Genomic DNA, 22,416 nt, shown 5'->3' on the forward strand with positions numbered 1-22,416 from the left:
GCTTGACAGGATGAAAGGCTATTTATTTTTAACATTATCGATTATTAGTGAGGTCTTTGCGACAACAATGCTCAAGCTTTCCGATGGTTTCACTCTACTAGGTCCATCTTTGGCAGTGGCATTGGGCTATGGGATTTCATTTTATAGCTTATCATTATGCTTAAAAACATTGCCATTAAGCTTAGCCTACGCCATTTGGTCGGGTGTCGGCACAGCTTTAACGGTCATTGTAGGTATTATGGTTTGGAACGATATTTTTAATCTCTACTCTGCAATAGGCATTGCCCTCATTATTGGAGGCGTTATTTTGTTAAATCAAGGGGATAAAAATGACAAAGTGGCGGATAGCAATGCAGAAGTGGACTGTTAGCAATGTAAAAGTGGCGGATAGAACTGCAGAAGTGGTGGATAGAGCTGTAGAAGTGACGGATAGAATTACAGAAGTGGCGGATAGAAGAGCAAGAGTGACGGATAGCATACAGAGTGACGGATAGAACAGCAAAAGTTGCCGATAGAACTGCAGAAGTGACGGATAGAACAGTAAAAGTGACGGATAGAATTACAGAAGTGAAGGATAGAACAGCAAAAGTGACGGATAGCATGCAGAGTGACGGATAGAACAGTAAAAGTTGCCGATAGAATTACAGAAGTGACGGATAGAACAGTAAAAGTGACGGATAGAATTACAGAAGTGATGGATAGAACAGCAAAAGTGGTGGATAGAGTGCAGAGTGAAGGATAGAACTGCAGAAGTGGTGGATAGAGCTGTAGAAGTGACGGATAGAATTACAGAAGTGACGGATAGAAGAGCAAGAGTGACGGATAGCATGCAGAGTGACGGATAGAACAGCAAAAGTGGTGGAAAGTGTGCAGAGTGACTGATAGAACTGCAGAAGTGACGGATAGAACAGTAAAAGTGACGGATAGAACAGTAAAAGTGACGGATAGAACAGCAAAAGTGACGGATAGCATGCAGAGTGACGGATAGAACAGCAAAAGTTGCCGATAGAAATGCAGAGTGACGGATAGAACAGCAAAAGTGGCGGATAGAAATGCAGAGTGACTGATAGAACAGCAAAAGTGACGATTAGAACAGAAAACAAAAAGCTCATTGAAGGGGAAAAGTACGATGATAAAAGCCATTGTTTTTGATTTTGACGGTACGATTATTGATACAGAAACGGCTTGGTATAGCGTTTTTAGAGATGCCTATGCACGCTATGGTGTTGAGTTATCGTTAGAAACGTATGCTAGATGCCTTGGTACAAATCTTCAAGATTTTAATCCTTATACATATCTTGTTACACATCATCAAATACAATTGGATGTGGTGGCATTTCGATCATCTATTCAACAATGCCATGCACAGCTGATGGAAAAGGAATCGCTGAGACCGGGTATTTTAACTTTGCTGCAGCAAGCAAAGGAAGCGGGTTTACAAATTGGTTTAGCTAGTAGCTCAAGCCGTCAATGGATTGATCAGTATGTCGATAAGCTCGGTATACGAGAATTTTTTGATTGCTATTGTACTGCTGACACTGTAACAAATGTTAAGCCTGATCCGGAGCTATATTTGCAGGCACTGGAACAATTAGGTGTACAGCCTAACGAAGCAATGGCAATTGAGGATTCTCCTAATGGTGCACAAGCAGCAGTAGCGGCAGGACTCTATACATTGGTCATACCTAATGTACTTACTAAACAATTACCATTTGGTGTGGGGCATCACACTATTGATACATTAGAACAATATGATATACACGATCTTTTAGCATGTTTCTCTAAATAATGTTATGACAAAGACCTCTCCATTCATTGGTAGAGGTTTTTTTAGTTTCTTTGTGAAAAAGTCGTCATATTTGTTATCGCTACATATTATAACGAGAGGGCAACTTACATGGACCAAAACGCTTACTCAGACTAGAGAGGGGGCTATAAATTGAATAGTGAGAAGAAAAAAAACCACTTTTTATGCGAAGCTTTAGGCGATTTGAAAGATCTGCAGGACATTATGATGAATTTTCATTCTAAATATTTCGGTCAGCTGCTTGTCAAAATAGTCGGGAGTGATACAATTCCATTTTTTTTAATTACACATAGTGGCGCTCATTTGAGGTTAATGGATACGGTCAAACAGTTTGAAACGGAATATTTCCGTATTGAGGCGATCGATAAAGAGCGTTGTCGTGGCACAGTGTCTTTGTTGCGGGCTTTTGATTATGAAGGGAACGATACAAATTCTATTGCGGATGTGGTGAGGTTAGAAAAAACGAGTACGGAAAAATCCATTGAACTTAGTGGTATTTCTGCAATTCAGCTATTAAAGCCAGACATGTTGAAAGGGAAATTTATCATTGAGCCTAAATGGTAGAGCCATATTAAACTACTAAAGCTAGAGCATCTGTCTATGCGTAACGGATACAAAATGAATGTAATAGAGAGAGAATCTAATGAAAGGAAGTTTAGCGATGACGATTATTGGTATGCTGCATCATCGACTTGATCCGACAACCGTTCTCAAGTCGTATGCCTATGCAGCAGTTGCGAAGGCAGAAGGGGCACAGTTTTTTTACTTCACACCTAAAAGTGTGGACTTTGCCAAACGATCCATTCGAGCAAAGGTCTATGAGAATGGGCAATGGCAGGAAAAAACAATGCCCTTTCCAGATGTTATCTATAATGCAGGAAGTCCTGAGAAATTATCCGTGTCAAAAGATATTATCAATCGTTTAAAGGAAGAGATTCCATTTACGACCTATTCAATAGGGAATAAATGGAACGTAATGAAGCGCTTGAAGGAAGCAAAGGAATTTGAACAGTACTTAATTCCATCTGAAATTGTGGAGGATATCGATTTATTTCACAAGTTCATTAATTATTATAAAAGGGTTGTATTTAAACCGATTGATGGTCGAAAGGGTAAGGGGATTTATTTTATTACGAAGGCTGGAACGAAACATTTTGAGGTTAGAAAGGATAGCACAAATACCAACTATTCAAAACCTCAATTAGACGCATTGATAAAGGAGCAGCTTGCATCTGGTACCTTTATTATGCAGCCTTATATTCAATCGGTGACAAAATCGGGTCAAGTATATGATTTCCGTCTGCATGTACAAAAAAATGGTGAGGGTAAATGGGTAGTGACGACAGTGTACCCACGAATTGCACCGAATGGTTCGATCATACCGAACATTAATAATGGTGGCTATACCAACTATTTAGATCCTTTTTTGGAGCAAGAATTCAAGGAAGAGGCCTATAATATTCGGCGAATGCTTGAGCATTTTTCATTATCGTTGGCACATCATCTTGATGAAATTCAAATGGAGAAGTTTGGGGAAGTCATTGATGAAATTGGCATTGATGTTGGCTTAGATCAACATCAAAAAATTTGGATGTATGAGGTCAATTGGCGCCCAGGCTGTCCTCCTGCCTTTTACTTGGAATTAGATGTAGTCATCCATTCCATCCGCTATGCCATGTACCTTGCTAAAAATCAAAAACGTTTGAAAAAGAATACCGTTCAACAAAAAAATATGCAGAAAGAAACCGTCCAACAAAAAAATATACAGATGGATACTGTCCAGCAAAAAAATATGGATAAGGAAATCGTCCAACAGAAAAATAAGCAAATGGAACCGAAGAAGAGCTTGCCGATTATTGCGATTACTGGAAGTGCTGGGAAAACAACAACAAAGGCATTTGTTGGTTCAATTTTATCGAAAAAGTGGAATGTTTTTGAATCGAAGGATTATTGGAACACGACAGAGCATACGAAGAAGCATAAGGAAGAAATCAATGATTCTCATCAAGCAGTCGTTTTAGAGTATGGCATGGCTTACCCAGGCATTATTACCAACCATTGTAGCATTATCCAACCGAATATTAGTATTGTGACAAATATTGGTTTGGCGCATGTTGGGAACTTTGATGGAGATGTAAGGGGCGTTGCAAAGGCGAAATCCGAATTGATTCATGGTATGGATCAACAGGGATTACTCATTGTCAATCAAGATGATGATAATTCAAGATACTTAGAGACACAGCAATTTAAAGGGAAAATCATTACGGTGGGCATTAAAAAGGATGCCAACTACCGTGCGTATGATCTACAGTATAAGGATATCGGCATGTCCTTTAAAATGAAGCTACATGGGCAAGAAATCGAATTGTATATTCCTATTTTAGGAGAACATCATGTTTACAATGCATTGAATGCAGTGGCAGTGGCTGATCTTTTAGGGTTTAGTCCACTTGATATTCAAGCAGGGCTCAACTTTAAAAAACCACCAAGACGTTTAACGATTTATAACTGCCGTGATGATATAACGGTCATTGATGATACGGTTCACTCTCATCCACAGGGGGTTCGTGCTGCGATAGATGTTCTGACGAATATCGCAAAGAATCGGAAAGTAGCGATTATTGGCCAAATGCGTGAACTTGGTGTCTTAAGGGAAGAAGAATATAAAAAGGTTGGGGAGTATATTTACGAGGTAGGCATTGACGAATTTATTACCTATGGATTTAGGACAGAAGAAATGAGCAATGCCGCCATAGCGAAGGGCATGCACCCATCCAAGGTACATCATTTTATTAATAAAGACCAATTACATGCACTTTTGGAGAAGCTGATAAAGCCAAATGATACGATTCTTGTTAAAGGTGCTAGTAAAACAAACATGTTTGAAACCGTGAAGTTCTTAGACCAAACATTTAAAGAAGAATAATCAATTTTTCTGCGTTTGACGGGCCACTCTCTGTTTTTAGGTGAGGGCTTGTCTTTAAACATATTGCTAAATGAAAATAAAAAGCCCGAGTAACTGTCCACTGGCAAGCGGCAATTATTCGGGATATTTTTTTCAGACTCTTAAAATAAATTTAATCTCTTTTGCTGCATTTGTTGCATGATTTCTAGCCTCTCTCAATGTTGCCCCCTCTGCAATAACATAGGCATAACGGTGACCCATAGATAAAGGTGGGGTTAAGAGGGTACCTTTTCTTGGTTTGACATATACTTCTACGACGCCAGTTGACTTAGTCGCTCTCGCCTTCCCAATAACCCTCTCTAATATCCCTTTATTTTCTACAATGACATATTTTGTGTAGACATATTTTTTATGTCTTGGCTTAAGATTAGGCTGTTCACCAAGTAATAGCTTCAGTGTTTCTTCTACTAAGCTAAATCCTAGCGCTGCCTGAAGCATATTGTTCATGGCACCACCAGAAATTCGGGGATTAATCTCAATGAGTTTCCAGCCATTTTGTGTTAATCGAAGCTCTAAATGGAGCGCTCCATTTTCTATATCAAAGGCCTTAACGATGGAATGAAGAACCTCCTCAATTCCTGTTTGGATATTTTGAGGAGCTTTAACTAGAACACCATAGCCTGTAATAATAAACCGTTTTCCCTGTGTAATTTCTTGCTCAATAATGCCAATGACATGTGGTTGTCGTTGATGCACAACAGCCTCCACCAAATATTGAGGGCCTTCTAGATACTCTTCAATCATGATTGATTCGTAGGGGTTTTTACTGCGTAATGCTTTGAGGTGGTTATGGAGTTGCTCAGCATCAGTTGCTAATAATACATCTTTAGAGCCTGTTGATTTTGGTGATTTCACGATTAATGGGAATGTTAAATTTTTTGCAATAGGCTCATGGGGTTTCATAAGCGAAAACTTTGGTGAATATGGTTGGTCTTTTAAAAAATTTCTAGTTTTCTCTTTATCCTCCATAATTTCAATCGCGGTGGAGGATGTATAGTTATGACAAAACTCATCACATAGCATCGACGCGACATGGACAAATGGATCAACAAAACTGACGATACTTTTAATGTCTAATCCGGATTTCCCTAGTTTATCAATTTCCATTTTCATTCTTTCTATATTCAAAGTATCAATGAGTATCATTTTATGAATATCGGGGTAGGCTCGTCGCTGCTGAAGTTGTTTTTCATTATTGGTGAAAAGTATTGTGAAATAGCCTAATCTTTCTGCTGCTCTTGTTGCTTCTCGACTTGACCCGGATTTGTTTGTACCGATAAATACAATTGCTTTCAGGTATATCACTCCTTCTATTGGTACTTAGATACTTAATCACCTTTATATATATGCAATGAAATAGATTTCTTCTAGTTATGTATCTTGTCTACATCCAAGCAACTTTCAAGAGGTTACATATACTAGAAAAGAAAGGAGGGAGAAAAAATGAAGCCTCTTTCGGTGAAGAATTTAGCAATGATTACGGCAGGCTATCTAGTGAAAGGGTCAGAGGATATGCTGATACAGCATGGTGCTTATCGATTAAAACAAGTGAAAAAGACCAATACGGCCCTTTTTACAAGTAAACGTATTGTTAATTGGAAAAGTCTTGAGCCACTTTCTCCTCTAGTGCTAGTGACCGATAGAGCTTATCGGCCAAATGAAATTCCTAACCAAGTCATTATGATTCAGGTAGCGAATGCAGATGAGGCCTATTGGAGGTTTGTACATTTTTATCGAAATCAGTTTCATATTCCGATAGTAGCAATTACAGGTACTTCAGGCAAAACAACGACGAAAGAGATGATTAAACATATTCTTTCAGCTGATCGAAAAGTGGCTGCCACCACACTAAGCAGTAATTCTAGAACCGCATCATTGCAATATTTACTTGGTATTGAGGACGATACAGAGGCAGCTGTATTTGAAACGGCTGTTGGCTCACCAGGGGACGTCACGAATGCTGGGAAATATTTTAAGCCGACCATTGGGATTATTACCAATATTGGCGCTCATCATTTAAATTATTGTAAAACACTGGAAGGATATATTCAGGCAAAGGGAGAAATGCTAGACATCATTCATCCCAAAGGCACACTAATCATAAATGCTGAAGATAGGAATACACAACGACTAGATATCTCTAGATTTCGTGGGCGCTTGATTAGGGTGGGAAAGCATGAATCTTGTGATTTTAGAGCTAGTCATATCCAGTACTATCAAAAGGGAATGAAATTTGTACTGCAGCATAATAGAGAAAGCTATGACATTCTTGTACCTGGTTTTGGAGAGCATCAGGTTTATAATGCTCTTGCTGCCATCGCAGCTGTCTATGATATGGGCGTGCCTATTCTTGTTGCGGCAAAACATCTCCAATCATTCCGTCAAATAAATAAGCAACTGCAGCTCTTTGAGGGCATCAATCATTCTATGTTATTGGATGATACTTGGAGTATTACAACTACTTCCTTAGAGGCAGGCTTAAAAGTGTTGAATGAGCTAGGGGATGGCAAGAAGAAAATCGCTGTAATCGGTACAATTACCGACTTAGGTTCATGGGGTTACATTATCCACGAACAAGCGGGTGAATTAATTCATCGTATTGGCGTGGATGTGCTAATTACTATCGGAGAGCATGCAAAGATTATGGCTGATCATGCGCTGAGGCTAGGGTTTAGTGCGCCTGTATATACATTTAAAAATAGCACGCTAGTCTATCCGTTATTGCAGAGGATACTAGATGAAAATTCGATTGTTCTCATAAAAGGAGATATGTATAGTAAAGAAATTTCTAATTTAGCAACAGAACTTAAGCTTAAACCCGACTGAATAGCTCGCTTCTTGAAATATAGGATATTGACTGTGCCACATAGAAAGACGTCCTAATAATGTATAGTAATTGATCAAAAAGCAGCACGCTTGATCAAGAGAATGAATAGCTCATGTACAAGATTGATAAAGAGAGGAGGCGTAGTACACTTGCAACCGATTAGTGTGCAAAAACTTAGGAACGTACTACAGGGAAAACTCATTCACGGATCAGAACAATGGTCTGTTAAGCATGCTATCTACTATAATCGGCACGATTTAACACAAACGCATTCGCTCATGTTTGTAAGTCGCAGTGATAAAATCAATTGGCAAGAGATTGATCGGAAAGGTCCATCTCTCGTCATATCCGATAAACCGACCTCAGAATTAAAAAATGCATTAGACAATACAACCGTTTTACACGTAAAAAGCGTTGCGCAGGCCTACTGGGCATTTATTAACTATTACCGAGGTCTTTTCCAGATACCCGTTGTGGCACTGACAGGAACTTGTGGTAAAACAACGACAAAAGAAATGCTGAAACATATCGCTAGTAAGCATTGGCAAGTGCAAGCATCCGTTAGCAGTAAAAATGAGCCAAGACAATCATTACCCTATTTGACGGGCATTGATGATAAGACACAGACAGCTATATTTGAATTAGGCTTAGGCAACACAGGCAATATAAAACATCAGTGTATGATTTATCAGCCTACAATTGGCATTATTACGAATATTGGTGTGCATCATTTAGATGGTTGTCTCAACCTGGAAGGCTATATAAAGGCCAAAGCAGAGATTGTTGAGGGCATTAAAGAAGATGGCACTTTAATCATTAATGCAGATGATGACAACATCAAAAAAATCTCTTTGAAAAAGTTTAAAGGGAAGATTATCAAGTTTGGCTTACAAGATACGGCAGATTATAAAGCATCGAAAGTGGAATTTGCCAATACGGGCATGAAGTTTGTGCTAGAAGTATCCGAGACAAAGTACAATGTGTTTGTCCCAGGCTATGGTGAGCACCAAGTTTATAACGCTTTAGCCGCGATTGCAGCTTGTCATGAGATGGGACTTACGATTCGTCAGGCCATTTCGGGATTACGAACTTTTAAACAGATGGCAAGACACTTAGAATTTACGACAGGGCTAGGTAACAGTACGATTATTGATGATACGTGGACAAATAACCCGACATCTGTAGAAGCAGCCTTAAAAGTGTTAGATACGGTAGGAAAAGACAAAAAAGTCATACTCGTTTTAGGGGATATTAAGCGATTAGGTAATTTTGAAGAAAAATATCATCGTGAAATCGGCTCCATGGTAGCAGAAAGAGAGATTAATACATTAATTACCATCGGCAAAAGGGCAGAGAATATTGCCGATCAAGCTCAACAAGATGGAACCAGCGCAGAGGTTCATACGTTTAAAGAGGTAGAAGGCGTTTTAGAATTATTGAAACCAATGCTTGATGCGAATACGATTGTCTTAATAAAAGGACCAATGTCGAGTAGATCCATGATTGAATTTGCGAATACTCTTAAAAACTTATCATAGAAAAAGGGTGTCTCAAAGTCATTGAGACACCCAACAATTATTATTTTAAAACACGACGAGCTGTTACAAAGTTCTTTTGTGCAAAACTTGAAGTGATGTTTTGTTTAACAATATTATTAGAAGTCATACTAATATATTGATTATTCCCTAAATAGATCCCAGTTTGTGTGATTTCTTGTCCTCCATTATTCGTAGAGAAGAATAAAAGATCCCCTTTTTGTAACTGTGATTTTTGAATGCGTGTACCAACTAAAGCCTGCTTACTTGCCATTTTATCTTTTAAATCAATACCATGCTTTTTAAAGACATAGTAAGTAAAACCCGCACTTGTAAAAGTCAGTGCACTCTCATTATACGTATAACCGAATTTTGCTTTGCTTGTTAAGCTGGTAGCTGTTGCAATAATTTTATCGGCTGACGTACTAGCTGAAGGTGCACTTACACTGGGAGTAGAATTCGTAGAGAAAACACGCTTCGCTGTAATATAATGTTCAGTATAATAGTCAACAAATAATACTCTTGTCATAACACCTTCTGAATTAGGGATGATGATACGGTGATCACCGGCATAAATACCTACCATAGAAGGAGTTTTAGAGCCTTTCACACTATTAAAGAATACTAAATCACCCTTTTTCAAATTAGCACGTGCCACTGTTGATCCTTGGTTCATTAAATTGCTTAAAGTAGTTGAACCGAGTGTAACGCCACTTTTACGATAGATGAAATCGACAAATGCTGGTGCTGTAAAACGTAGACTCGACTCGTTTGTTGAACTGCCAATCGTTACTTTGTTTTTATAAGCCAGTGCATTCTCAACAATTTTATCACCTTTTGTAGCAGGATTAGCTGAGAGTAGGGTAGGTAATACTCTACGTGCAGATACATAACTTTCTGTATAATACGGTTTACTATTTAAATCAGAGATGACAATATTTTGTTTGGAATCAGCCATGTGGATGATTTTATTGTCCCCGATATACATACCGACATGATCGGGATCAGTTCCTGTTTTTTTACTTTTAAAGAATACTAAATCACCTTTTTGTAATTGGTTTCTCGCTACATATGTCCCTTGCTGAATCATATAATTCTCATTATACGTACCAAGGTCTACACCATTTTTCTCGAAGATATACATTAAAAATGAAGCACAAGAAAACTTATATGGATATGTAGGCTTGTATACAGTATTGCTGTATGTTGCTTGGCCCATTAAGCTCTTTCCTGTCTTAATTAATTGGTCTGCTTTAGCAGCAACAGCCTGTGCGTTGTTTTGTGCATTTGTGGTAGCAGCCTCTACTTGTATAGGCTGAATCGCTGTTTGTACCATTCCAAATGAACTAAATCCAATTGTTAGTGCTAGTGTTGTAGATAAAAATCGTTTATTCATGTTGTAAATAACCTCCTGAAGCATTTAGTAGGATTTCTCCTGTATAGCTTTGCCATGGAAATAATCGTAGCATGAAAATATAGGGCTTCTATGAGGTAAATGTTGCCAAAGCAACAAGGCAGAGGCCTTCAGCACTTGCTATAAAAGGCTTTATCAAGGGAATTTACAGTTTTATTACAAATGTTTCAGTAGAATGTAATATGGAACATTTCCATTAAAAAAACTGCCCTAATTAAAGGCAGTTTAGACTATTTCCTGAATCATTTCTACGCGATTGCCAAATGGATCTCGAAATTCAAAACGCTCATAATGAGGGATTGGTACCGAATCTACTATGTCTATCTGGTATTCTGCTAATCTCTTCTTCCAGAAATCAATGTCTTCTACTTGATACGCAATATGTGCCTTTGTTGTCAATCGATCAAAGCCATCCTCTGTCCCTACATGTACCTCTTGGTGACCAAGCTGTAACCAAAATCCGCCACGTCCTTTGAGAGAATCCGGTTTCTCCATTTCCCGAAGACCTAAGACATGACAATAAAATTCTTTTCCTCGATCCTCTGACCCCTTAGGAATCGTAATTTGTACATGATGCAAACCGATAACCATCATTTTTCAGCCTCCTTTATTTCTTAATTATAGTGTAATTTCTAAATATTTGAAATAGTGGAGGATAGTAATGCGAAAGTGATGGATAGAACCTCTAAAGTGAAGGATAGCCTTCAAATGGTGGATAGAATATTCAAAGAGAAGGATAGCCTCTCGAAAGTGGTGGATAGAATCTCGAAAGTGAAGGATAGCCTCCCGAAAGTGATGGATAGAATCTCTAAAGAGAAGGGTAGCCTTCAAATGGTGGATAGAACCTTCAAAGTGGTGGATAGAATCTCCAAAGAGAAGGATAGAACTTCCTAAGTAGAGGATAGCTCCCCAAAAGTGATGGATAGAATCTCTAAAGTGGTGGATAGAACCCCTAAAGAGAAGGATAGACTTCAAATGGTGGATAGAATCTCTAAAGTGAAGGATAGCCTCCCGAAAGTGTTGGATAGAATCTCTAAAGTGAAGGATAGCCTTCAAATGGTGGATAGAATCTTCAAAGTGGTGGATAGAACTTCCTAAGTAGAGGATAGCTTCCCAAAAGTGATGGATAGAATCTCTAAAGTGGTGGATAGAACCCCTAAAGAGAAGGATAGACTTCAAATGGTGGATAGAATCTTCAAAGTGGTGGATAGAACTTCCTAAGTAGAGGATAGCTTCCCAAAAGTGATGGATAGAATCTCTAAAGTGGTGGATAGAACCCCTAAAGAGAAGGATAGACTTCAAATGGTGGATAGAATCTTCAAAGTGGTGGATAGAACTTCCTAAGTAGAGGATAGCTTCCCAAAAGTGATGGATAGAATCTCTAAAGTGGTGGATAGAACCCCTAAAGAGAAGGATAGACTTCAAATGGTGGATAGAATCTCTAAAGAGAAGGATAGCCTCTCGAAAGTGGTGGATAGAATCTCCAAAGTGATGGATAGAATCTCTAAAGTGAAGGATAGCCTCCCGAAAGTGGTGGATAGAATCTCTAAAGAGAAGGATAGCCTCCCAAAAGTGGTGGATAGAACCTCCAAAGTGAAGGATAGAACCACCAAAGCGAACACCTGAGTATCCGCTTATTCTTCATCTCCAAACAGATTCAAATCATATTTTTCTGAAAGAGATTTAATAGTATCCCATGATTTATCTAGTTCACGTAAAGAATGCTCATACTCTTTTTTAGCATTTTGTCTATCAACTTGATTTGTTGCATCGACTAACTTAGTAGTTGGAGTATAATGATAGCTTTTTTTTGTTTTGAAATCGTTTATCGCGTTATAGACTTCTTTTTCTTCTGGAGAGCTTGTTTTAGGTTTGAAATCGATTTTATTATCTGAGTATTTTATTGCATCTTCATAGAATACTTGCTGTTGAGCAAGAGCTTTTGTGATCTCTTCGCTAGCGTTTACTAATGAATATGTTTGTGATTCAAGCTCGTAATATTATTTTTTTCTTTGGTTTTATATGTCCATTCTACTTTAATATAGTCTTTTAAAAAGTTTTATTCATGTTCATACATTTTAACTTTACATAACATTAGAAAAAGGCAGTAACAACAAAGGGCAAACCCTTGTCGTTACTGCCTTTTTATGTTGGGCATCTGGTATTGTCTATGCAGGATTTTATACATGGTTGATTTGACAGTGTTTTTTAACAGGAGCAACAATGGCAACATGCATAAAATTATGTATATTTTCTGCTGCTAGAAATGGAAAATTAAATCTACTTTACCAAAAATTTATCATATAATTGTATAATTAGCTCACATTGGTCTGTTTGTTTTATAGAAACTAGGGAGGCGATCGCTATTCGAAAACAAAGAATAATATGGATTTCGTTAATAATGCTAGTTGTGATTCTGTTAATAATGTTGTTTTATCGTGAACGGCTAACTTCTTTTAATGATGCTGTATCTGAATTAGATATTGCGAATATCGGAACTGTTTTGATTTCAGATACTAGAGAGCAGTCGCATTATATTAAACCAGAGGAAATAGAGCAGCTTGTCTCGATATTAGATAACCTCTCTATGAAAAAGAAATTAATCCCTAATAGACCAGCTTTTAATGAGGACGCTGTTATTATATTTGGTTCAGCGAATCAAGAAGAATCTTTTTCGATAATGTTAGACTATGGAAAAAATATCATTGGAATTAACCAGTATCAGAAGAATATGAAACAATACATTCTTGAAGATGATTCTGATTTATTTTTATTTGTTCAAGGTTATTTAAAATAATAATGAGATAGTCGAACTGAATCGACTACCTCATTTGTTTTATACAGGGATTCGATTACCCTTTTCGTCGTAAAAGGCGTGGATTTTCCCTACTCCGGTTACAACTTTCATAAGTTGATTTTGAGTAGCCCAATCATGCGCTTCAAAATAGGCTAGCTCTACATCAAATGTTGCAGTATATTGTTTTTTAGCAACTAAGTCAGCTTCAAAATGTTGTCTCGCATTATTACCTGCTTTAAGACCTTGAAGCATACCATTGCGATGTGTTTGGGATGGAGTTGCGGCAAGGAAACTAATAACGCCTAATGCAACACCTACCGCGTTCGTTTTACCGAAGATTGAATAAGCGATACCAGCAAGCGCTGTAATGTTCGAAATAGCTGATTTGAATTGGTCTGCATTGGTTTTACCTTCTAGATAATCAATTGCTGCAATCTGAGCAAGTCGAATAGGAAGGATATCACGGTCTCCTTTAATTTTCTTAACTGCAATGTATTCCTTTGTTACTGTTGGCATATCAAGCACTCCTTTGTATTTTTGTATTTTTGTTAGCTAACACTCTATAAAGGGAATTAGGTATGCCAACCAACAACCTATTTGTGATTTTTCTTTAATATAGTAGTTCATCAAAATTAGGTTTGTGTAACAGGTTTATAGGAAATTTTGGTATAATTTTTAAAAAAGGAAACTGTGAGGAGATCATATGCGTAAACGTATCTTCATAACGATTAGTGTTCTTGCTGTCGTAATTGGTTTAATGGCATGGGATGTATATGAAAATAACAAGCAAGAGGCTCTTGCTATCGCTAAAGCTCAAAAAATTCATACAGTGTCAGATATTTTAAAGAATCCTGACTTCAATGTTCAGATAACAACTTTGGACATTAATAACGTCGCTGTAGAAAATGAAGTACAACAAAAGCGAATCATCCACGCATTAGCCAATTTGAAATTACAAGAATCGAAGAATTTCTATCCATGGGAACAGGCAACTCGTGTTGATATAAAAGCAGATAAAGAATATTCCATGTATGTATTCGAAAAAGAAAAGAACATTTTCTTTATGACAGGTGAACATAGCATTTCATACGATATTGTAAACGGTGAAAACTTGTTCGAAGCACTAAAGGATAATCAATAACACAAAAAAACCTGCTAAATGCAGGTTTTTATTAATTATGTGTGATATTTAGTAACCGATGCAGCAGCAGGGTACGTTAAATACGTCGAACCAGAGTTAGCATTATAAACTTCTGTGTAAACGATGCTGATTGTTACTAAACCAGCACCACGATTAATAGCGCTATTAGCAATGTCCGAAAGATCTTTAGATCCAAGCTGTGTTTTGTCTGCAACTGGATTTCGCATTAAAGACGTAGAACCACTATACACGTCTGCTTGACGCTTATCGAAAGTCGAAAGGGTGCTTACGCCGAAAACCTTAGCTATGTTACCAACGCCAATGTGACCTAATTGTGCTTGGATAGTTGCTGAAGAAGTTGAAGTGCGTAAATAGTTTGCACCACAAAGAGCTGCGTAACTCAAATCAGCGATAAATTGATCATCAAAGCCTGTATCATTATCTTTACTACAGGCAGATAAAAGTAAGATAAAGAGTAAACTTATCAATAGTAGTATTCTGGTTTTATTGTGGTTCATATGTATTCCTCCTAAATTCTATATCTCTTCACACGGTAACACAGCGATAAAAGCATTACATATACCAATAAAAACTAGTAAATTCATAGTTTACAAAGGATGACAGTATTTTATTAGGATAGTGTCTGTGCACCCAAACCTTTATGGTATAATAATAAAAACGGAATAATAGGATAGAGGTACAAATCAGATTTTTGATTTGTTTAAAAGGGAAGATCGGTGTAATTCCGACGCTGTCCCGCAACTGTAAATGGGAGCACATTTCAGAAGGCCACTGTTACGAGTCGTAATGGGAAGGTGAAAGGTGTGATGAACATGAGCCAGGAGACCTGCCTTTATCTAGTACAGCCAAAAACCTACGCGGATAGGGGGTGTTGAGTGTGACTAGAGATATTCTCCTGCATGCTCATAGTACGATGATTGCTAAAAAGGTAGCTTCTATGTTTAATAGAAAGCTCATTTCAAATTGGCAATCAGCGTATTATGTCGTGTATTTGTCATAGTAGACATCTTTCTGATGAGGGAAAGATGTTTTTTTTTATGTAAATCATTAAAGGAGTGGTCCACATGAATCCACAAGTTGTTGAGTATTATGAAAGCTTATTAAAATTTGAAATTATGCAAGAACCTTATGCTGCAAAACCATTAAAGGAGCTTGTCGAACAATATGTTGGACATGATGCTGCGCATGAGCAGTCGATTTTAGCGGCATATGCTAACGTGATAAAAGAATTAATTGGATAAAATATGTTTTGGCTACTTCGTTTTTGAAGTAGCCATTTTTTATAGGCGTATGCTGTTGGGGTTATTTGTGAAAAAACCAATGGCGGGGATTGACGGACAAGCAGTCATCACAAGTCAAATTGCTTTAGAAGATATTGTGGAAAAAGGCTTTGAGGCATTAACAAAAGATCGTAGTCGATGTAAAATTCTTGTCAATATGAGTCTGTAAATCTAATTTTTTTATAATAGTAGCCAAACCTTGCGTCAATAAGGTTTGGCTATATATGTTTTTTGGGCATAATACCAATTGGAATACATCAGTTTGTCATAAAACTGCCTTTAGTACTTCATTCATATTTCACTTTTTATTTATATAATTAATCTGCTATAAATAGAAAGATTGGAGATCAAATATGAAAAATTTACTTTATACGAGATTTTGGCGGCTGCATTTTTTCGCAGCACTTTGTATTACGCCATTACTGCTATCCCTTACGTTAAGTGGTATTGGCTATTTATTTTTCACAGATGTAGAAAAGCAATTATATGATGATTATTTCTTTGGGGAAAGCCATAGAGAAGAGGTCTTAACCATTGATGAAGCCGTGGAAAAAGCTGAAGCGGCATTTGCAGGCTATTCTACTACGAAGGTCATTATGCTGGAAGAGCCTTATAATACGCGTTTAACTTTATCAAATGGACAAGAAGAGAAGTATGTGTTTTTAGATGACAACCATCAAATGGTTGGTAGTCAGGATGCCAATTTCACATTTTCTAATATTATGAGAAATACGCATAGCTCATTATTTATTGGCGGTACCTTTGTCAATTATTTAGTAGAACTAGCGGCATGCTGGACCATCTTTTTATTACTGTCAGGGCTTTATATGACATTTAAAGGCAATCTCTTAAAGAAGGGCAAATCGGAAAATAAACGACAAAAAAGTAAGAGATACCATGCGCTTGTTGGGACAATCATTACGATTCCAATGGTGATGTTCATTGCTACAGGGCTTTTATGGTCTGCTTTTCAAGGTTCGATTCTTGTTAATATTGCTTCAGAAAATCCAACTTTTGGTTACCCAGCATTACAGCAAAAGCCACCAACCTCTGATGTTTCCGAAATTCCATGGGCAACTCGTCAATTAGAGGCACCAACATCAGAAGGCGAACATGCGCAGCATCATGGAGGTGGTGCAGTCCGTTATACGAATGATCAACAAATAACAATCGCCAATCTAGAAAAAGAAATCGATGCTATGCATGTAGCGAAGCCGTATACCATCCTTTTCCCATCGAACGATGAAGGCGTATTTACCATCGCAAAATCTAGTAACTCAGGTGTAACAGGTCTGGATGTGAATCCTTCAGCAGAAGCAACAATGTATTTCGATCAATATAGTGGGAAGTTCATCAATCAAGTCAATTACGAAGATTATGGTATGTTGGCGAAATTCTTTACATGGGGAATTCCTTTACATGAAGGTCATTTGTTCGGCTGGCCTAATAAGCTCCTAAACCTTGTTGTATGTCTTGCCTTTTTAGCTGTGATTGTGTGGGGCATTCGCACATGGATTTTACGTAGAAAAAAAGGGGAGCTTTCTGCACCACCACAAATTTCGCATAAAATTTCAATGCCTTTCATCATTTTCCTTATTATTTTAGGTGTTCTAATGCCATTATTTGGTGCATCATTGATCTTTGTAGCCTTGGTCGAATTAATCATAATAGGCTGGCAAACAAAGAAGAAACTAAGACAAGAAGAAGCTAAATAAAGTGTAACGATACGGCACATCCTTCAACTAATGTGGGATGGTGCCGTATTTTTGTTTTTGTTTAATTCGTTTGCGTGAGCGGAATACTATACTAAATTGTTTATAGATTTTTCAGCATGATTTTATAAATTTTTAAGATTTGTATGGTACATTGCTATTAGTTTCAGCTTATTGGGGGAATGCAGGTGTCGATAAAAACGAGATTTTTGCTATCTTATGTTGGGGTTATTATTATCGCCATTACACTATTACTAGCAGCGGTTTTTCTTTTTTCCTTTGCCATAACAGGTGATGTCAAAGCGATAGAGCATTTTTACAAAAAATCCTATGTACAAAAGCCTTTGACGACAGTAGAAGAAAATGCTTTTCTAGAATTAAAATTAATGGCTAAAAAAAATCCGCAGCAACTTTTAGATATCGAACAGCTACAACAAATAAATGCACCATCTATTGAAATCCTTGTGCGAAAAGATCACCAAATTGTCTATTCAACGCAGAAAGAGCACGAAAAATTGTTGCTCAAGAGTTTACCTGGTTTTGAAGCGACCAATATAAATTCGCGTGACACAATCATGATTAATCAAGCATTTTATACGTACGTAAAGTTCGATTTTTATTTTCCAGATAAAACAGAGGGGAGTATTTTTGTATTACGAGAAGTTAGTTCCCGTGCTGAAATAACAAGAGAGCTTTTACCGATACTATTAGGCATTTTATTTGTAATCTTTATGATGATAATTGGCTTGTTAAATTATTTGGTATCAAGAAGTATTATCAATCCTATTACTGCTTTAAAGGAGGGGGCTGAACGGATTAAATCAGGGGACTTGAATTTTGACATTACGTCCCGCACAAATGATGAAATTGGTCAGCTCAATCGATCGTTTGAGGATATGAGAGTGAAGCTAAAGGAGTCCGTTCAACTACAGCTTCAATATGAAGAAAATCGGAAAGAACTACTATCGAATATCTCACATGATTTAAAAACACCGATGACCTCGATTATCGGCTATGTAGAGGGTATTAAAGATGGTGTAGCCAATACAGAAGAGAAAATGGATAAATATTTAACAACCATCTATACGAAAGCGAAGGATATGGATTTATTAATTGACGAACTATTTTTATTTTCAAAACTGGACTTGAGGAAGATTCCATTCCATATGGAACGTGTGAATCTCCAACAATATATGCATGATTATGTTGAGGATGCGAGTTTTGACTTTATTGCAAGAGAGATTCATTTACAATATATATCAGCGGGTTCACCACTTTTTGCTATGGCTGACCGGGATAAATTAAGACGTGTACTGTCGAATTTATTAAGCAATAGTGAAAAGTATATGGATAAACCATATAAACAAATTATCATTTCCCTACATGAACGAATAGATGATGCGATTATTCAAGTAACAGATAATGGTACGGGTATTGACCCGGCCGCATTACCCCATATTTTTGATCGTTTTTACCGTGCAGAGCCCTCTCGGAATTCGCAAACAGGTGGGAGTGGCTTAGGATTGGCCATTGCAAAACAAATTGTCCTGGAGATGGGCGGCGATATTTGGGTAAAGAGTGAATTAACAAAGGGGACGAGTATATTCATTTCATTGAAAAAGGCTGAGGAAAAGGTGAGCAATCATGAAAAAAATACTGCTAATTGAAGATGAAGTAAGCATTGCAGAGCTCCAACGAGATTATTTAGAGATTAATGGTTTTACAGTAGATATACAACATCATGGAGATGATGGACTGAAGCAGGCACTTCAAGGACATTATGATTTAATCATTTTGGATATTATGCTTCCGGGGATGAATGGCTTTGAAATTTGTAAACAGATTCGTGCAGTGAACAACATTCCAATATTATTTGTGTCAGCCAAAAAAGAGGAAATTGATAAAATACGTGGTCTTGGACTGGGGGCCGATGATTACATAACGAAGCCGTTTAGTCCAAGTGAGCTTGTTGCAAGGGTCAAGGCACATTTATCAAGATATGAGCGACTAGCGACAAACCAACAAACAAATAGTATTTTGTCCATTCATGGTATTACTATTGATACGTCTGCTAGAAAGGTCATCGTGAATGGTGATGAAATTGCCTTTACGACAAAAGAATTTGATTTACTCGTATTCTTTGTCAAACATCCGAATCAAGTATTAAGTAAAGAGCAGTTATATGAGCGAAATTGGGGCTATGAATCAGCTGCAGATGTCTCGACTGTGACCGTTCACATACGAAAGCTACGTGAAAAAATTGAACGTGATCCAGCACAACCAAAGTTTTTGGAAACGGTATGGGGTGCAGGCTACCGTTTAAATGTATAAGAAAGAATAGCTCGTCGTCGTGACGAGGTATTTTTTTTGACAAATTTTTATCATTTTTTAAGAAATGGTTAATGGATAATTTAGCTTTAGCACTTACACTAAGGAAAGTAAGACGATAAAACAGTGAAGGTGGTGCATGACAGATGAAGAGAATGCAGGCGGTCGTCATAGCTTTATCATTTTTGCTTCAAGGTTGTGCCTCAAATGATATAGAGGCAATAAAGCTTGATGAAGGGGAGAGTGAAGCGGTGAAAACAGATTTAACGAGTGACTTGTTTAAAGCTGCAGAAAAAGGAGATATGAACGCGCTTCAAAAAGTCATTGATCAAAAAGTGGATATTAACGCCCAGGATTCAAATAAGCGAACAGCTTTAATGATTGCTACATATAATCATGATACAAAGGCAGCAAAATTATTAATTGATGCAGGTGCAGATGTCAACATTCAGGATAGTATGCAAAACACGCCTTTTTTATATGCAGGAGCAGAGGGCCTTCTTGCTATTTTAAAGCTGACGATTCAAGCTGGTGCAGATCCTTCCATTCCGAATCGATATGGGGGAACAGCATTAATTCCAGCATCTGAGCATGGTCACATTGAGGTCATTGAGGAACTTTTAACTACTACAAACATTGATGTTGATCATGTCAATCATTTGGGATGGACAGCATTAATGGAGGCAATCGTTTTAAATAACGGCAACCCAACGCAGCAAACAGCGATTCAGTTGCTGATTGAACATGGTGCTGATGTGAATATACCAGATAATAATAATGTGACACCGTTGCAACATGCGAAACAACGAGGATTTAAGGAGATAGAACAAATACTTATTGCAGCGGGAGCGATATAAAAACTACACTGTAGAGTACTAATCTCTACAGTTCAGACTGTCGACAAAAGGAATCGAGAAGTTCACACTCGATTCCTTTTGTCTTTTTTCTTCTATGAATATGTTTAAAAATGGTGATTTTCTACCCGTTAAACATACTCTCTAAGCAAAAGAATTTTATAAAGCTGCCTGCTACGTCCAAATAGCCAGTTTCTTTAAATTCATGGCAGCAAAAGTAAGCATCGCCTGCAAGGACTCTAGTTTTCGTACTAAATAATCTTCAGGTATCAATTGATCAATCGTTAACATTTCTAATTGTTCACGTTCATTGATTTGATTCTTCGTCATCATGGTTAAACACCTTAATAGGGAGTTCTTTATGTAAAAGTTGATTGGAACGAAGGGCGACCCCGCCCGCGGAAAGCGTCCGCCCGTAGTGGAAATCAACGGCTTTACTTTATTTCATTGTAAAAGAAAAAAGACTGTAGAGTACTCTAATCTCTACAGTTTTTTTGTTCTTAAATTAATTTTCCTATTTTTTAATTTTTTTTTAATAATTTATTTATTGGCAGTTTAGATATGGGCTTTATGATAAATTTTGTAAACCAAATTACACCATAAAGGAGAGTTTATCAAATGAAAATAAGAAAACGTATTGTCCCAGCAGCATTAGCTTTATCTGTTTTATCAGCAGGGTTTGTAACATTTAATGCGCCATTAAACACTGAAGCTGCAGGTAATCAAACTGTAGCAGTAGCCCAAAGTGAGCAAATAGCGAAAATTACGAACATTAAACCATTAAATACAATGACGCTACAAATTACATTTAACCAGCCGTTAGCAGCAACTGATGTAGATCTGAACAATTTAGATGCAATTAAAAAACATTTTAGTTTTAATGGAGATTTAGAGATTGTCAATGTGCCTCGCTTAATGACGGGTTCAAAGAGTACATATATTGTACCGACGACATTCCAAGAAGATGATTTCATTTATACATTGAGCTATAAAGAACAGCGCAATAAAGTTTTTGAAGGAACAGATGAAAAAGTAATTGTACGAAATGTGGAGCAAGTAACAAACGATACATTTACACTGGAAGCATTCCAAGAAGATGGCGTTGTCGACTATGCCAATATTATTGAAGCATATCGTGCAGGGCGTGGCGATTTAGCGTTTAGCTTAGATCGTCATAATCGTGATACTGATGGCAAACGCTTCGATATTATTTCTTCTTTACGTGATCGCTATGTGACAGTGAAAACAAGTGAAGGGGAAGAGTTTGTAGCTAATTATGTACCATTTACACAAGCGGCTGATGGCAGACAAGCTTCTCAATTTAGATTGCCTGCTGGTCAAACGTTAAAGCCAGGTGTCACATACCGTGTGTACTCACAATGGGCTGAGATTGATGTAAAGAGCTTTGTAGCGAAAGAAATCGCACCGTTTACACTACAATCTGCAACAGTAATTGATCCTCAATCATTTTCACTACAATTATCAAAGGATCCTCAATCCGATTTACTAGCTGGAAGAAGTGTAGAGCTACGCGGAAATGATGGTAGCTCATTACAAGCACAGTACCGCTATTCATCACGTAAAGGTCCTGTAGGCATCTTTGATATGGCTAAGGGAGACACATTAAAAGCAAATGTAAGTTATACAGTTGTCCCATTAAACAATTGGGCTACAGCGACAAATGTAGTCCTACAAGGTAAATAATCTATAATAAAATAATGAATCTGTCATTTGA

27 protein-coding genes, 1 pseudogene and 1 riboswitch are annotated in these 22,416 nt (G+C 37.4%); of the genes and pseudogenes, 22 read left to right on the forward strand and 6 right to left on the reverse strand.

The features are described from left to right. The first annotated feature begins 10 nt into the window (after positions 1-10). The 7 genes from GJU32_RS20720 to GJU32_RS20740 all read left to right on the forward strand — a co-directional run bounded on the left by GJU32_RS20720 (position 11) and on the right by GJU32_RS20740 (position 4,733). Positions 11-370: a DMT family transporter gene (locus GJU32_RS20720; RefSeq protein WP_155593818.1), complete on the forward strand. Its 360-nt coding sequence runs from the start codon at positions 11-13 to the stop codon at positions 368-370. Beyond that, positions 351-494 (forward strand): hypothetical protein, encoded by a 144-nt coding sequence (locus GJU32_RS20725; protein ID WP_155593819.1) that lies wholly within the window; start codon positions 351-353, stop codon positions 492-494. The genes GJU32_RS20720 and GJU32_RS20725 overlap by 20 nt, the downstream gene beginning before the upstream one ends. Continuing rightward, positions 484-618, forward strand: coding sequence for a hypothetical protein (locus tag GJU32_RS23685; protein WP_274381837.1), 135 nt, complete (start codon positions 484-486; stop codon positions 616-618). Before GJU32_RS20725 ends, GJU32_RS23685 begins: the two co-directional genes overlap by 11 nt. Beyond that, entirely contained in the window at positions 608-742 is a 135-nt protein-coding gene (locus GJU32_RS23690) for a hypothetical protein (RefSeq protein WP_274381838.1), read from the forward strand. The genes GJU32_RS23685 and GJU32_RS23690 overlap by 11 nt, the downstream gene beginning before the upstream one ends. 387 nt (positions 743-1,129) lie before the next feature. After that, complete coding sequence (locus GJU32_RS20730; RefSeq protein WP_155593820.1) at positions 1,130-1,789, forward strand: HAD family hydrolase; 660 nt, start codon at positions 1,130-1,132, stop codon at positions 1,787-1,789. Positions 1,790-1,939: 150 nt separating this feature from the next. Then, a complete protein-coding gene (locus GJU32_RS20735) occupies positions 1,940-2,371 on the forward strand; it encodes a hypothetical protein (protein ID WP_155593821.1) in 432 nt (143 codons plus the stop codon). A gap of 79 nt (positions 2,372-2,450) precedes the next feature. Beyond that, on the forward strand, positions 2,451-4,733 hold the full coding sequence (locus GJU32_RS20740) for a YheC/YheD family protein (protein WP_155593822.1): 2,283 nt from the start codon (positions 2,451-2,453) through the stop codon (positions 4,731-4,733). Between the two features lie 132 nt (positions 4,734-4,865). Here the strand turns inward: GJU32_RS20740 and GJU32_RS20745 are convergent, their stop codons facing one another. Further along, complete coding sequence (locus GJU32_RS20745; RefSeq protein WP_155593823.1) at positions 4,866-6,077, reverse strand: ATP-grasp domain-containing protein; 1,212 nt, start codon at positions 6,075-6,077, stop codon at positions 4,866-4,868. 138 nt (positions 6,078-6,215) lie between these two features. On the opposite strand from GJU32_RS20745, the gene GJU32_RS20750 reads away from it, so the two are divergent. After that, positions 6,216-7,598, forward strand: a complete 1,383-nt coding sequence (locus GJU32_RS20750) for a Mur ligase family protein (RefSeq protein ID WP_155593824.1) — start codon at positions 6,216-6,218, stop codon at positions 7,596-7,598. A gap of 150 nt (positions 7,599-7,748) precedes the next feature. Further along, on the forward strand, positions 7,749-9,137 hold the full coding sequence (locus GJU32_RS20755) for a Mur ligase family protein (protein ID WP_155593825.1): 1,389 nt from the start codon (positions 7,749-7,751) through the stop codon (positions 9,135-9,137). Positions 9,138-9,177: 40 nt separating this feature from the next. Here GJU32_RS20755 and GJU32_RS20760 read toward each other — a convergent pair whose 3' ends face one another. Together GJU32_RS20760 and GJU32_RS20765 are read right to left on the reverse strand one after the other, a co-directional pair. Then, positions 9,178-10,530, reverse strand: a complete 1,353-nt coding sequence (locus tag GJU32_RS20760; protein ID WP_155593826.1) for a C40 family peptidase — start codon at positions 10,528-10,530, stop codon at positions 9,178-9,180. A gap of 243 nt (positions 10,531-10,773) precedes the next feature. Next, on the reverse strand, positions 10,774-11,139 hold the full coding sequence (locus tag GJU32_RS20765) for a VOC family protein (protein ID WP_155593852.1): 366 nt from the start codon (positions 11,137-11,139) through the stop codon (positions 10,774-10,776). A 57-nt stretch (positions 11,140-11,196) separates the two neighbouring features. On the opposite strand from GJU32_RS20765, the gene GJU32_RS20770 reads away from it, so the two are divergent. The 4 genes from GJU32_RS20770 to GJU32_RS20785 all read left to right on the forward strand — a co-directional run bounded on the left by GJU32_RS20770 (position 11,197) and on the right by GJU32_RS20785 (position 13,345). Next, positions 11,197-11,442, forward strand: coding sequence for a hypothetical protein (locus GJU32_RS20770; protein WP_196426761.1), 246 nt, complete (start codon positions 11,197-11,199; stop codon positions 11,440-11,442). Between the two features lie 24 nt (positions 11,443-11,466). After that, positions 11,467-11,646: a hypothetical protein gene (locus GJU32_RS20775; protein ID WP_196426762.1), complete on the forward strand. Its 180-nt coding sequence runs from the start codon at positions 11,467-11,469 to the stop codon at positions 11,644-11,646. A 270-nt stretch (positions 11,647-11,916) separates the two neighbouring features. Continuing rightward, positions 11,917-12,174 carry a hypothetical protein gene (locus GJU32_RS20780; RefSeq protein ID WP_196426763.1) on the forward strand — a complete coding sequence of 86 codons (258 nt, stop codon included), beginning with the start codon at positions 11,917-11,919 and terminating at the stop codon, positions 12,172-12,174. Positions 12,175-12,949: 775 nt separating this feature from the next. Continuing rightward, the gene (locus tag GJU32_RS20785) at positions 12,950-13,345 is read left to right on the forward strand and encodes a hypothetical protein (protein WP_155593830.1); all 396 of its coding nucleotides are present in this window, start codon (positions 12,950-12,952) and stop codon (positions 13,343-13,345) included. Positions 13,346-13,384: 39 nt separating this feature from the next. Here the strand turns inward: GJU32_RS20785 and GJU32_RS20790 are convergent, their stop codons facing one another. Further along, entirely contained in the window at positions 13,385-13,861 is a 477-nt protein-coding gene (locus GJU32_RS20790) for a hypothetical protein (RefSeq protein WP_155593831.1), read from the reverse strand. A 187-nt stretch (positions 13,862-14,048) separates the two neighbouring features. On the opposite strand from GJU32_RS20790, the gene GJU32_RS20795 reads away from it, so the two are divergent. Beyond that, positions 14,049-14,486, forward strand: a complete 438-nt coding sequence (locus GJU32_RS20795) for a hypothetical protein (RefSeq protein ID WP_155593832.1) — start codon at positions 14,049-14,051, stop codon at positions 14,484-14,486. A gap of 35 nt (positions 14,487-14,521) precedes the next feature. Here the strand turns inward: GJU32_RS20795 and GJU32_RS20800 are convergent, their stop codons facing one another. Continuing rightward, positions 14,522-15,004: a hypothetical protein gene (locus GJU32_RS20800; RefSeq protein ID WP_155593833.1), complete on the reverse strand. Its 483-nt coding sequence runs from the start codon at positions 15,002-15,004 to the stop codon at positions 14,522-14,524. A 160-nt stretch (positions 15,005-15,164) separates the two neighbouring features. Beyond that, positions 15,165-15,355, forward strand: a riboswitch (cobalamin riboswitch). Between the two features lie 29 nt (positions 15,356-15,384). Here GJU32_RS20800 and GJU32_RS23695 point away from each other — a divergent pair. The 7 genes and pseudogenes from GJU32_RS23695 to GJU32_RS20825 all read left to right on the forward strand — a co-directional run bounded on the left by GJU32_RS23695 (position 15,385) and on the right by GJU32_RS20825 (position 20,684). Next, positions 15,385-15,507, forward strand: a complete 123-nt coding sequence (locus GJU32_RS23695; protein WP_274381839.1) for a hypothetical protein — start codon at positions 15,385-15,387, stop codon at positions 15,505-15,507. Positions 15,508-15,571: 64 nt separating this feature from the next. After that, the gene (locus tag GJU32_RS23245) at positions 15,572-15,748 is read left to right on the forward strand and encodes a hypothetical protein (protein WP_196426764.1); all 177 of its coding nucleotides are present in this window, start codon (positions 15,572-15,574) and stop codon (positions 15,746-15,748) included. 97 nt (positions 15,749-15,845) lie between these two features. Then, a pseudogene (locus GJU32_RS20805) lies at positions 15,846-15,956 on the forward strand (butanediol dehydrogenase); the annotation flags it as partial. 184 nt (positions 15,957-16,140) lie between these two features. Then, positions 16,141-17,502, forward strand: a complete 1,362-nt coding sequence (locus GJU32_RS20810; protein ID WP_155593834.1) for a PepSY-associated TM helix domain-containing protein — start codon at positions 16,141-16,143, stop codon at positions 17,500-17,502. A 185-nt stretch (positions 17,503-17,687) separates the two neighbouring features. After that, positions 17,688-19,166, forward strand: coding sequence for a sensor histidine kinase (locus GJU32_RS20815; RefSeq protein WP_155593835.1), 1,479 nt, complete (start codon positions 17,688-17,690; stop codon positions 19,164-19,166). Continuing rightward, positions 19,144-19,830 (forward strand): response regulator transcription factor, encoded by a 687-nt coding sequence (locus GJU32_RS20820; RefSeq protein ID WP_155593836.1) that lies wholly within the window; start codon positions 19,144-19,146, stop codon positions 19,828-19,830. The genes GJU32_RS20815 and GJU32_RS20820 overlap by 23 nt, the downstream gene beginning before the upstream one ends. 143 nt (positions 19,831-19,973) lie before the next feature. Further along, positions 19,974-20,684, forward strand: coding sequence for an ankyrin repeat domain-containing protein (locus GJU32_RS20825; RefSeq protein ID WP_155593837.1), 711 nt, complete (start codon positions 19,974-19,976; stop codon positions 20,682-20,684). 171 nt (positions 20,685-20,855) lie between these two features. Here the strand turns inward: GJU32_RS20825 and GJU32_RS20830 are convergent, their stop codons facing one another. Next, positions 20,856-21,011: a hypothetical protein gene (locus GJU32_RS20830; RefSeq protein ID WP_196426770.1), complete on the reverse strand. Its 156-nt coding sequence runs from the start codon at positions 21,009-21,011 to the stop codon at positions 20,856-20,858. Between the two features lie 288 nt (positions 21,012-21,299). On the opposite strand from GJU32_RS20830, the gene GJU32_RS20835 reads away from it, so the two are divergent. After that, positions 21,300-22,385 carry a hypothetical protein gene (locus GJU32_RS20835; protein ID WP_155593839.1) on the forward strand — a complete coding sequence of 362 codons (1,086 nt, stop codon included), beginning with the start codon at positions 21,300-21,302 and terminating at the stop codon, positions 22,383-22,385. The last annotated feature ends 31 nt before the right edge of the window (positions 22,386-22,416 follow it).

Origin of the sequence: Lysinibacillus cavernae, from assembly GCF_009724685.1 — a bacterium.
GTDB classification, from domain to species: domain Bacteria; phylum Bacillota; class Bacilli; order Bacillales_A; family Planococcaceae; genus Lysinibacillus; species Lysinibacillus cavernae.